The sequence below is a fragment of the Halopseudomonas sp. genome, from assembly GCF_036960865.1.
Classification (GTDB): Bacteria; Pseudomonadota; Gammaproteobacteria; order Pseudomonadales; family Pseudomonadaceae; genus Halopseudomonas.
Genome location: NZ_JBALWE010000007.1, coordinates 61736 through 73210 on the forward strand (window position 1 = coordinate 61736; position 11475 = coordinate 73210).

The 11475-nt window shown below is 58.6% G+C and carries 8 protein-coding genes; 3 read left to right on the forward strand and 5 right to left on the reverse strand.

Annotated elements, in window-relative coordinates:
* Nucleotides 1–5: 5 nt before the first annotated feature.
* The 3 genes from V7747_RS11250 to V7747_RS11260 all read right to left on the reverse strand — a co-directional run bounded on the left by V7747_RS11250 (nt 6) and on the right by V7747_RS11260 (nt 5112).
* A complete protein-coding gene (locus tag V7747_RS11250; RefSeq protein ID WP_335616129.1) occupies nt 6–2573 on the reverse strand; it encodes a hybrid sensor histidine kinase/response regulator in 2568 nt (855 codons plus the stop codon).
* 150 nt (nt 2574–2723) lie between these two features.
* Nucleotides 2724–4043 carry an amidohydrolase gene (locus V7747_RS11255; RefSeq protein ID WP_335616130.1) on the reverse strand — a complete coding sequence of 440 codons (1320 nt, stop codon included), beginning with the start codon at nt 4041–4043 and terminating at the stop codon, nt 2724–2726.
* On the reverse strand, nt 4036–5112 hold the full coding sequence (locus V7747_RS11260; protein ID WP_335616131.1) for an AraC family transcriptional regulator: 1077 nt from the start codon (nt 5110–5112) through the stop codon (nt 4036–4038). The genes V7747_RS11255 and V7747_RS11260 overlap by 8 nt, the downstream gene beginning before the upstream one ends.
* Nucleotides 5113–5572: 460 nt before the next feature.
* Between V7747_RS11260 and V7747_RS11265 the strand changes: the two genes are divergently transcribed.
* Nucleotides 5573–7471 (forward strand): putative bifunctional diguanylate cyclase/phosphodiesterase, encoded by a 1899-nt coding sequence (locus tag V7747_RS11265; protein ID WP_335616132.1) that lies wholly within the window; start codon nt 5573–5575, stop codon nt 7469–7471.
* A 145-nt stretch (nt 7472–7616) separates the two neighbouring features.
* Here V7747_RS11265 and V7747_RS11270 read toward each other — a convergent pair whose 3' ends face one another.
* Nucleotides 7617–8516, reverse strand: coding sequence for a LysR family transcriptional regulator (locus tag V7747_RS11270; protein ID WP_335616133.1), 900 nt, complete (start codon nt 8514–8516; stop codon nt 7617–7619).
* A gap of 83 nt (nt 8517–8599) precedes the next feature.
* On the opposite strand from V7747_RS11270, the gene V7747_RS11275 reads away from it, so the two are divergent.
* Nucleotides 8600–9061, forward strand: a complete 462-nt coding sequence (locus tag V7747_RS11275) for a multidrug/biocide efflux PACE transporter (protein ID WP_335616134.1) — start codon at nt 8600–8602, stop codon at nt 9059–9061.
* Between the two features lie 7 nt (nt 9062–9068).
* On the opposite strand, the gene zigA is transcribed toward V7747_RS11275, so the two are convergent.
* Nucleotides 9069–10280: a zinc metallochaperone GTPase ZigA gene (gene zigA, locus V7747_RS11280; protein WP_335616135.1), complete on the reverse strand. Its 1212-nt coding sequence runs from the start codon at nt 10278–10280 to the stop codon at nt 9069–9071.
* Nucleotides 10281–10464: 184 nt separating this feature from the next.
* Here zigA and V7747_RS11285 point away from each other — a divergent pair, with 184 nt between their 5' ends.
* Entirely contained in the window at nt 10465–11433 is a 969-nt protein-coding gene (locus V7747_RS11285) for an alpha/beta fold hydrolase (protein ID WP_335616136.1), read from the forward strand.
* Nucleotides 11434–11475: the final 42 nt, after the last annotated feature.

Here is an 11475-nt window from a genome sequence, read left to right on the forward strand (position 1 = left end):
GGACTCTATTGCGCCTTGGCGCGCTTGATCAGGTCTGCCAGTACTGGCAGCACCTTGAACTCTTCTACCGGCTTGTCCAGCCATGCCACACCCTGCACCTGCCCATCCAGCAGGCGCTGCCCTTCGTCGCAGTAGGCGGAAACCACCAGTACCGGCAGGTCTCGCGTAGCGCCCTGTAGCCGCAGCTCTCTGATCAGGCTCAGGCCGTGGCCGTCCGGCAGGCGCAGGTCGGTTACCAGGGCATCTGGCGGATTATCAGACAGAACCAGGCGCGCTTCACGCACGCTGTGGGTAATGGTGGGACTGTACCCAGCACGGCGCAGCATAAGGCCCATGAATTGGGCATAGGTTTCATCGTCATCCAGCACCAGCACTCGCTTGGCATGCTCGGCCTGTTCGTCAGTGTCTTCCTGAACATCAGTGGCGGCCAGGGGGAGCTCCAGCCAGAACGTCGCGCCCTTGCCTGGCTCTGAGTGAAAGCCCACCGCGCCGTCCATTTTTTCCATTAAATCTCGACTGATCGCCAAACCCAGGCCGGTGCCGGGCTTCTGGCGGTTATCGGCGCTGTCAGCCTGGGCGAACTTGCTGAAAATCAGGGGTTGAAAGGAGGCCGGAATACCATCGCCCTGATCCGCCACGCTGATACGCAGCCGGCTAGCCATCTCTGCCAGCGTGACACTGACAACGCCCCCAGGCGGCGAAAACTTGATCGCATTGGACAGAAAGTTGCTGAGCACCTGTTGCAGACGTATGGCATCCACGTTGGCCCAATACTCGTCACTTGGTACCCATTGCAGCGTCACTTGGTGCTTGTCGGCATAAGCCTGGTTCGCGGTGATCGCATCAGTCACCAGCGCGTCGATGCGTTGCACGCGGATATCGAATGTCATTTTACCGGCAGCCAGCTTTTCCATATCCAGCAGGTCGTTGATCAGGTGGTTCAGACGCAGGCTGTTGGTGTGCGCAATCTCCAGCATTTTCTGCATTGGCTCGGGTACCGCGCCAAGTGACCCACTATTAACGATGCTCAATGCGCCGGAAATCGACGTCAAGGGAGTGCGTAACTCATGGCTGACCGTCGAGACAAACTCGCTCTTCATCGCCTCAACCTGCTTTTGCTCGGTCAAGTCGAGCATGGTGCCGCTCGCGCGTAGTGCCTTACCGGTATCGTCGCGTTGCAGCGCGCCACGCAGCAGTAAACAAACCTCGCTGCCATTCTTGTGCAGGAAGCGGGTTTCACAGGCAAACGACATCGTGTCCGAGGCAATGGCGTCGTGCAATTGCGTCAACAAGCTGTGCCGCGCAGAGGGCGCTATGACTGCCTGCCAGCGGTGCAACGATTGAAAGCCCCGGTGTTGCGGGTAGCCGAGCATTTCCCAGGCGCGGGCAGAGGCGACGAAGCGCCACTGCTCTATGTCGACATCCCACCAACCATCATTGCTGCCCTTGAGTACCAGCCTTTGCCGCTCTTCACTTAGCCTCAGGGCGTCGTTGCTGGCGCGCATCTTTTCGGTCATACGCGCAGCGAGCGCTTCGGCCTGATCGCGCCGCAAATTCAGCAGCGATGCCAGCATGAACAACATCGCCGAAATGCCCACGCCAGCAATCAGCACCAGCGCGTGGGACGGTATGCTTTGATCAAAGGCTGGTGTGCTGCTGAACGACAGCTGCCAGTCACGGCCGTATAACGGCAAAGACACCTGTCGGCTGAAAAGCGGGAGGGCGGTGTCAGTTGGCTGCTCAGTCTCAAACAGCAAAGCCGGAGCGGCGGTATCGGTTACGTCGCGCAACTCATAACCGATGCGCGGGTTGGCGTTGCCAAGAATGCCGTGAAGCAGGTCGCCCATGCGGTAGGGGCTGTAAACAAAGCCCCTGAGCGCTGCCTGGCGCTGCGACGCGTTGCCCAACGGCATATCACTGGCGTACACAGGCACATACATGAGGATGCCCGTCTGTACCTTGCCGTGGGTTTCCTGGAGCAGCTTCACGGCGCCGGTCACACGGGTCTCGCCGCTCTGGATGGCGTTTTGCATTGCCTGACGGCGGGTGCTCTCGGAGTACATGTCGTAGCCGAAGGCTGCCAGGTTGCGGCCGGCAAAGGGTTCAAGGAAGAGAATGGATGTATAGAATGGGCGCTCGCCCTCGGGGTGTACGCGAAAAGCGGGGAAGCCCTCTGCGCGAACCTGCGATTCAAACGCTGCCAGCTCGTCGGGCGCAATAGCAGCAGCAAAGCCGACCCCCATGATGCCGGGATAATGTTCACTCAGGCGCAAGCGCTCGATTTGTTTTTTCCACTCCTGGCGGGTCACCTGCTCGCTGGCATCGATCAGGCCAGCCGCACCAAGCAGAATCTGCTCGTGGTCGACCATGCGCTTGTGAATGGCTGCTGCCATATCAGTGGCGAGCAGCTCAAACTGACGCTCCGCCAGCACTACCTCGCGTTGCCGCAGGTATTGCCATGCCAGTAGCGTCGTAAGTAGCGCTATCGCCAGAACAAACCAGGCCAGTGTGTTCTTTTGCGTAAAAATAGCGCGCCTTAGATTGAAGGGCGACTCGCGGCGGTTAAAAGACATCTGTGTGACGACTTATCATAGTTATCTCGGCAAAAGCACCTGTTGCCTATGATAGTTGGCCGACGCGATGATTGCAGGGCAATATCGCAGCCAGCCACACGATTAATCATGGCCGCACAACTTTTGCACGGCTTTCACCTTATTTTCTCATCACTTGGCGGCGCTTTCGGCCTGTTCCAGGTAGTCAGTGGTCAAGGTGGTCATGGCCTTGATGCCAGTCACCAGCGCTTGGTCATCAATGCTAAAAGCGGGCGCATGGTTTGGCGCCGCAGAGCCCATCTTGTCTATGGGGGTCACGCCCAGGAAGAAAAACATCCCCGGTACCTCTCGCGCATAAAACGAGAAGTCTTCTGATCCGGTTACCAGCGGCGTTTCAACCACCTTCCAGGATGCGCGCTGCAAGGTGGGCAACATCTGAGCTGTAAGCGCCGGGTCGTTAACCGTGGTGGCGTAGTTCTGCACAATGGTTACCTCTGCTGTGGCGCCGGATGCCGCTGCCACGTTCTCGGCAGTTGTTGTTATCCGTTGGTTCACCGCCTGCTGCACCTCATCGCTGAAGGTGCGTACGGTGCCGCTCATGGTGACTTCGTCAGGGATGATGTTGTGGCGCGTGCCGCCGTTGATGGTACCAATACTGACTACTGCCGGCGCCTGCATGATGTTGGTTTGCCGGCTGACGACCGACTGCAGCGCAGTCACGATCTGAGCACTCGCCAGAATAGGGTCAACGCCATCCCAAGGTTGGGCGCCGTGGGTCTGTTTACCCTTGACCGTAATATGCAGATCTCCAGCACTGGCCATGGTGGGACCGCTGCGGTAGGCAATCAAACCGGTAGGCAGCGCGGAGCTGACGTGCAGGCCAAATACGGCGGCCACTTTGGGGTTCTCCAGCACGCCCGCTTCAACCAGCTGCTTGGCGCCAAAGTGTCGTTCGCCGTCATAGACGTAATCGCTGGGGCCTTCTTCGGCAGGCTGAAAGATGAATTTGACGCTTCCGGGCAGATCCTCCCTGATGGCCGCGAGTGCTTCGGCGGTGGCCATCAATATTGCCACGTGGGCGTCATGGCCGCAGGCGTGCATTACATCGAATTCTTGACCCTGATAAAGCTGCTTGACCTGCGATGCGTAGGGTAGGGCGGTAGCTTCCTTGACCGGCAGCGCATCCATGTCAGCGCGCAGCGCTATTACCGGCCCAGGCTTGCCGCCGATGAGCAGGGCGACCACGCCGGTGGTGCCCACATCGGTCTGCACTTCCATACCCAGCGCCTTGAGATGTGCTGCAACCAGCGCTGCGGTGCGTCTTTCCTGGTTGCCCAATTCGGGGTGTTGATGAATATCGTGGCGCCACTCGACTGCCTTGTCGCTCACGTTTTCAGCGGCAACGATGGCACGCTCTTGCAGTGAGGCAGCTTGCGCCTGCGCGAGAGCAGGCAGCAGCAGGGCAAAGGGCAGAATGAGGCGTTTACGCATGATTTTTTTCTCGTTTTGGGTAGCTACCATGCCTGACGTTATCGGTCGCGCAGGTCACGGTATTGTGGGTGTTGGTTATCTGATGGTTGCGCGCATAGACGGCGGGCGACATACCGTGCCAACGGCGGAAACTGCGAAAGTACTGTGCGCTCTGACGATAGCCGAGCAGCAGCGCGATGCTGTCGTTGCTGTAACCTGCCTGCAAGTACTGCTCGCTCAATTGTCTGCGGCAATGATCAACTAGGTCGGTAAATTCGCTGTTCTCTGCTTGCAGTCTGCGCTGCAAGGTCCGTCCGCTAACGGCAAGCCAATGTGCGCACCCCGCCAGGCTGGTTTCTCCGCGACGCAGCCCAATACGCAACAGCGTAGCGACTGAACCGCTCCAGTTATGCTCGCCCGCCCGCAAGCGAATCAGTTGCCGCTCGCGTTGCGCCGCTTTGTCGATCGCATCGCCGGACCAATTGAGCACCCGCGCAAGCTCTATTGCAGGAAAGCAGATGCTGTGGTCATCGCCCTCGCACACGACGGGCGCGCAGAAGGCCTTGGCAAGACTACGTTGCAACTCAGCACTGCTCCCGGCTGGTAGCACCAGCTGCGGCTCCCCGCGCAACCCCAGGGATACCAGGGTACGCATGACGCCATAGAGCATGGCATCAAGGTGCATCCGGCTGGGCGCTGCTGGGTTGCCCCGCAAAATGACGCATGCGCGTCCCTGTCGTACGCTCAGCTGCAGTTGCACCACCTCGGTATCAACTCGGCAATAGCGGCTGGTCAACGCAATGGCATCGCGCAACGTCGCAGCGCTCGCCAGGTAACTTTTGCGCAGCAGGGCGGGGCTGTAATCGAGTTGGCTGAAAGCGTTAATCAGTAACAGAGGGTCTTGGGTTCGTTGTGCCAGCTCTTCTAATAGTGCATTCAGGCTCGTCAGCGGTACGCGAGCGCGCGTCGGAATACTATTGAGACCATGACGTATGAGCGCCTCGTGCAGTTGCCCACTTGGCACCACAGCACGTAAACCCTTCAGGGTCTTTTCCAGGTTGTTGTAAGAGGCGGTGGGTGTGCTGTTCATCAAGGCTCTGCAATAACACGGCAAGGAGAGCTTCCAGTCTTCACAAGCACGGCTCCGACAACAAGTGCGGATCACGCCAAAATACAGCGTGGAGTGTCACTGGTGCGGTACTGCAGGTCACGCCGGGCGAGCAATCACTGATCAATCGGTAAACCACTTTGCAGTGCGCTCAACGCCAACGGTACCGCTGCAGCCAAGGTGCTTATGGTGCATCACCATCAAGGTGCTTTTTCTGTGATGTGCATCACGCTCTCTGTTTGCAAACTATACAGCTAAAGCGCTGAAAAATATTTTGACGCTAATTTTATGACGCAGGCCGCGAGCTAGAGCGCGTGAGCGCTTATTCGCGCTCGCGCCGCTCAAGGACGGGGCTTGCGCATGTTGTGCGATATTGGTTAGCGTTCGCGATTACGTTGTATTTGAACTCATGGCGCGTTGTCATTAAGGAAGAAGGCACTGTATGACTAAGGTGCGAGAAGAAACGGATTTTGAGTCTGTGTTGCAAAGCAACGTGCGGACGCAGCAAGCCGACCGGCTAATGCTGATCGCCAATGCGCTGGCCCTGATATTGTTGTTGATTGCCTTGCGCACGGTCAGCTCGGGGGATCTGTTCAATAGTGTGCTGGTTGCCATTGCTTTTGCCATCGTCATGTTAGCGCGCCGGCTTAATCGCAGAGGGCAGGTGGATGCCTCGGTTACGCTGGTACTGGTGACCTTGACCCTGGTCGTCAGCCTTTCCATGTGGTGCAGCCAGGGGCTTTACAGCGGCGCTATTCTGGCATTCCCGGCTTTATTGGTGGTGGCCGGAACCGTGGCCACACGACCTCTTTTTCTGGCACTGCTCGGGGGCATGCTGGGTGTCGTGGCGCTCATCAGTTTTACCGCAATCACGGGGCTGAAAGTTTACCAGCCAGCGCCCATGGGGCCAGGTCGCTTGCTGGTGGTGAGTTGCATACTGATTGTATCGGCGCTGGCCATCTCGTTGTTGATGAGGGACTTGCGTTCGGCTCGCCTACTGCTGCAACAGGAAATGCGACGTCTGCATTCGTCTGAAGCCAAGCTGACCCACCTTGCCCACCATGACCCGCTGACCGACTTACCTAACCGCCAAGCGATCGCGGCGCTCGTGCAGGGAGCGATAGAGCGGGCGAGGGGGCAGGGTAGGCAGCTAGCCTTATTGTTCGTGGATATCGACAACTTCAAGACCATTAACGACTCGCTGGGCCACGCTGCCGGTGATGAGCTGTTGCAGGAGGTTGCGAGGAGGCTGAAACAGGCTGTGCGTGGTGCGGACACGGTCAGCCGCCAGGGAGGTGATGAATTCATCATGACCCTGCCTGATCTGGACGGCCAGGATACCGCCATCGCAGTCGCCCGACGTATGCAGGAAATCGTCAGCCAGCCAATCCTGTTGCGCGACATGCAGTTGGTTACCTCGCTGTCTATCGGCATGGCGTTATTTCCCCGTGACGGCGACGACTTCGCAGCGTTGATGCGTAAGGCCGAACTGGCCATGCAGCGCGCCAAATCAACCGGTCGCAACAGCTACTGTCTGTTCGATGAGCAAATGAACGTCGACACCCATGAGCGCCTTGGTATTGAACAGGACCTGCGGCAAGCCTTGGCACGCAGCGAGTTCGCTCTGCATTTTCAGCCGATCAGGGATCTGGCCTGTAACAAGCTGGTTGGCGCCGAAGCGCTGCTGCGCTGGCAGCATCCGGAGCGCGGGCTACTCGGTCCGGACCTGTTTATCGGTGTGGCCGAACAATCCGGCCTGATTACCGAAATCGGTGAATGGGTACTGAACGAGGCCTGCCGTGAGGCCGCGCGCTGGCAGTCCGACGGGGCGGCAGGCCTGGCTGTTTCAGTCAATTTGTCTACCGTGCAGCTGCACCGGGGCAATCTGGAAGCGATTATTGCGCAAGCACTCAAGGCCGCCGCATTGATGCCAGCATTACTGGAGCTGGAGTTGACCGAGTCGATGTTGCTGGAAAAGTCAGAGAGTTTCATTCAGCGCCTGAAGAGTCTGAAACAGCTGGGCGTGAAACTCTCGATTGATGACTTTGGTACCGGGTATTCGAACCTTTCGTATCTGCAGCGGTTTCAGGTCGACAAACTCAAGATCGACAAGTCGTTTGTCACCAACCTCAGCAGCAACGAACAGAACCGCGCCATCGTGACCGCCATCATTCAAATGGCGCATAGCCTCAAGTTGAAGACCACGGCCGAGGGAATAGAGCATCAGGTCGTGCAAACCATTCTGAAATCGCTGGGCTGCAATTTCGGTCAGGGATATCTATTTGCCAAACCGATGCCGGCAGATGATTTTCTGCGGTATGCACAAGGGGCTGCTCGATAACATGGCACCAAGCGCGGTTGGATCAGGCAAACAGGTGATTTGCGGGTTGCCTGGATGGCCAGCTCAGATCTGAAGCAATAAACCTATTGGTTCGCATAATATATATTATGTTAAATAGCGTATTCGGTTGTGGATGCATCCGGATTTACCCGTGCCCTGACCACGACTCCCCCGCGTTCAACAAGGCGTCGCGCAACCAGCTTCCAGCGGGCCCTAACGGTCGTTCGCGTGACCAGATGACTTCCAGCGCCTGATGGCGTGGCCAGCCGGGTACGTTCAATTCGACCAGTCGCTCCGCTGCATAGCTGTTGACCAACCAGCGCGGCAATACCGCCCAGCCGAAGCCCAGTACTGCCAAATCGAGCAGGATCAGATAGTTCGGCGCTGTCCAGCTGCGCACGCGGCTCTTGGGCACATCATCAAGCCGGGGCCCAGACTCGTGCAAGGTGTTCAAGCGTAACGAGCGCCACTGCCCCAATTCGTCGAGGCTGAGCTGTGCAGCGGCGGCCAATGGGTGCGTTGCGGCGATAAACACGGCGAACTCGGCACGTTCGGCAACCCTTGCACTGCCGATTTCCGGTGGATGTGGGCCTTCTGCCGGTAGCAGGCCTAATGCGGCGCGGCCGCTGCTGATCAGGTTGATCACGTCGGCGTGCTCGGCAAACACACACTCCAGCTCCAGCTCGGGAAAGCGCTCTGCCAAGCGGGTCAGGCGTGTTTTATAGTCCGGCGACTGATAGGCATCCGACATGACCAGCGTGAGCCTGGGCTCGAGCCCTCCCGCCAAGGCACCGGCGGCGAGCTGCAGGCGGTCGGATGCACCGAGCACATCTTCTACCCGTGGCAACAAGGCGCGACCTGCGTCGGTCAATACTGGTGCCTTACCGCTGCGATCAAACAGCGTTACGCCCAGGTCGATTTCCAGCCTTGCTATCGCTTCGCTGACCGTTGATTGGCTTTTACCCAGTCGCCGCGCCGCGGCGCTGAAGCTGCCTTGAGCAGCCGTCTGCACAAAGGCATCGAGTGATTCTGGTGACAGCTTCATATCGGCCTTCCCGATGGTATCTAATTTAGTGTTGCAGGTTAAACCGGAGAGAATAGCGCTGTCGATCTCTGGAGCTGTTTGTTATGTCCACCGCCGCCCTCACCCCCAAAAAATCCCTGCCTGAACGTGTGCTGCATGCCCTGCTGTTTGAGGTAATAGCACTGGTGCTCTTTGCGCCCTTGATTGCGCTGCTGACCAGCCAAAGTCTGGCGCGCACCGGGGCGCTGACGGTGATGCTTTCACTGATTGCCATGTTCTGGAATATGCTGTTCAGCGCCGGTTTTGAGGCGTTTGAACGTCGCCTCGGCTGGCGACGTACGCTGTCGGTGCGCCTGCTGCATGCCGGCCTGTTCGAGCTGGGCCTGCTGCTGGTGATGGTGCCGCTGATTGCCTGGTGGCTGCAGGTGGGCTTGCTGCAGGCGTTGTTGCTGGATATTGGACTGATTCTGCTGTTTCTCCCTTATACATTGCTGTTCAACTGGCTGTACGACCTTGCCCGCCCCCGCGTGATTGTTCGCTGGCGACGGGCTGTTACAACTGCCTGATCAGGGCTCAGTTACCCTGCTCTGCTCCAGTCCAGCTGCCAAAAGGATCTGGCAGTTGCTGCCAGTAGGCGGGCTCGCGCTGCATTTCCTCATCGCTGAGCAGGCACTTGTTGAGGTCTTGGTGCAGCCGCGTGGCGTCGAGTTGCTGACCGATAAACACCAGCTCCTGGCGGCAATCGCCGCTCTCGGGGTGCCAATGCTGCATTATTTCGGCCGTGGTCTCCGCGTCCGTTGGCCAGTGCGCCTTGTCGACGAAGCGCCACCAGCGCCCAGCCAGACCGTGCCGCATCAGGCTGCCAGCCTGCGACCAACTGCCCGCTTCGGCCCATTTACTCGCCAGCCAAAACAGCCCTTTGGAGCGCAGCAAGGTGCCGTTCTGCCAACCTGAACTGATGAAGCTGTAAAAGCGCTGCGGATGAAACGGCCGCTGGGCGCGATACACGGTTGAACTGATACCGTATTCCTCGGTTTCCGGAGTATGTTCGCCGCGCAGCTCTTGCAGCCAACCGGGTGCCTGCGCGGCGCGGTCAAAATCAAAACGACCGGTGTTGATCACCTCTTTCAGCGGCACCTGACCCATGACCATGGGTAGAATGCGTGCGTGACGATTCAGGCTGCGCAGGATGGATTCCAGCTCTTCGCGCGCGGCGCTGGAGATCAGGTCGCTCTTGCTGACGAGAATCACATCGGCAAACTCAACCTGCTCAACCAGCAGATCGGTGATTGAGCGTTCGTCTTCGTCGCCCAGGGTTTCGCCCCGGGTAGCGAGGCTCTCGGAGCGCTGGTAGTCGGTCAGGAAGTTCACGCCATCGACCACGGTGACCATGGTGTCCAGCCTGGCAATGTCAGACAGTGCCTGGCCCTGTTCGTCGCGGAAGGTAAAGGTTTCGGCTACCGGGAGCGGTTCAGAGATGCCAGTTGATTCAATCAGCAGATAATCAAAGCGCCCCTCCTTTGCCAGGCGCCCTACTTCCTCCAGCAGATCTTCGCGCAGGGTGCAGCAGATGCAGCCGTTGCTCATTTCTACCAGCTTTTCTTCGGCGCGATTGAGGCTGACATCGCGCTGCACTTCAGCGCCGTCTATGTTGATCTCGCTCATGTCATTCACGATCACCGCGACCTTCAGGCCCTCACGGTTTTTCAGAATACGATTGAGCAGCGTGCTTTTGCCAGCGCCAAGAAAGCCGGACAGCACGGTTACGGGGAGACGTTCAGACATCGGGTTAGATTCCGGTTACGTTATCGATAGCGCAATTATAGTTATAACATAACATTTGGCAAGCGTGCCGGGTGTTGCTGTACGGCATGGTGGATTATTCAACAGGCTGAGTTGCCTTGACCTGGCAGCGGGCGCTGCGTTAATCAGTAGCGGGCTCACCCGCAAACAACAATAAGGACCACCTATGTATCGCCTGGACGACATCTCGCTTGAGCACTGGCAGGTAACCGGCCTGAGAACGCGCGTTGCCACGCTGGGCCAAGGCCCGGTTGCCCTGCTCATCCACGGCTGGCCGGAATGCTGGTATTGCTGGCGAGAGCAGATGGTGGCATTGGCGAACGCGGGCTATCGCGCCGTGGCGCCGGATATGCCCGGCTTTGGCGACACAGAGTCACTTGAGCTGATTGCCGATTACAACGTGTCGCGCATCTGCGAGTTCATGGCGGAACTGGCCCAGCAGGCAAGCGGTGATCAGCCGATATTGCTGATTGGCCACGACTGGGGCGCAATCAATTGCTGGCAGTTTGTGCAGCGGCACCCTGAGCGGGTGGCGCGTTTGATCAACATGAGCGTGCCGCTGCGGCCGGTGGCGGACCAGCCGCCGATTGAGTTTTTGCGTGAGTACTTTGGCGACGATTTTTTCTACCAGATCTACTTTCAGGAGCCTGGCGTGGCTGAGGCGGAGTTTGACGCCGACCCCGAGGGCATTCTGCGCGCGCTTTACTGCTCGCCGGATACCCCGCGCGACCCTCCCTTGCTGGGCCGTTCGACCAAGGAAGGCGGTGGCTGGATTGGCCGGCTGGGCAAACCTACCGCGCAGCCGGACTGGGTGAAGGATGAGGCGCTGACCTATTACATCGAGGCGTATCGGCACAGCGGCTTTGCCGGTGGTATCAACTATTACCGCAATCTGGATGAAAACTGGCGGCAGATGCTGCCCTGGCGCGACAGTCAGATCAACTGCCCGGTGCTGTTCATCGTGGGTAGCCGCGACATGACCATTCAGGGCGCCAGTGAAGCCAAACTGCGGCAGATGATGGACCCGCGCATTCCTGATCTGCACATGATCATGCTGGAGGGTAAGGGCCACTGGATTCAAAGCGAGGCCACTGCGGAAGTGAACGCCGCCATGCTGGATTTTCTGGCTGACTGAGCAACCCGCAAACCACAGCCCTCGCACCCGGCGAGGGCTGTT

Bases quoted from the DNA above. Each gene is read 5' to 3' on its own strand.
- V7747_RS11250 (WP_335616129.1), bottom strand. From the start codon at position 2,573: ATGTCTTTTAACCGCCGCGAGTCGCCCTTCAATCTAAGGCGCGCTATT.
- V7747_RS11255 (WP_335616130.1), bottom strand. From the start codon at position 4,043: ATGCGTAAACGCCTCATTCTGCCCTTTGCCCTGCTGCTGCCTGCTCTC.
- V7747_RS11260 (WP_335616131.1), bottom strand. From the start codon at position 5,112: ATGAACAGCACACCCACCGCCTCTTACAACAACCTGGAAAAGACCCTG.
- V7747_RS11265 (WP_335616132.1), top strand. From the start codon at position 5,573: ATGACTAAGGTGCGAGAAGAAACGGATTTTGAGTCTGTGTTGCAAAGC.
- V7747_RS11270 (WP_335616133.1), bottom strand. From the start codon at position 8,516: ATGAAGCTGTCACCAGAATCACTCGATGCCTTTGTGCAGACGGCTGCT.
- V7747_RS11275 (WP_335616134.1), top strand. From the start codon at position 8,600: ATGTCCACCGCCGCCCTCACCCCCAAAAAATCCCTGCCTGAACGTGTG.
- zigA (WP_335616135.1), bottom strand. From the start codon at position 10,280: ATGTCTGAACGTCTCCCCGTAACCGTGCTGTCCGGCTTTCTTGGCGCT.
- V7747_RS11285 (WP_335616136.1), top strand. From the start codon at position 10,465: ATGTATCGCCTGGACGACATCTCGCTTGAGCACTGGCAGGTAACCGGC.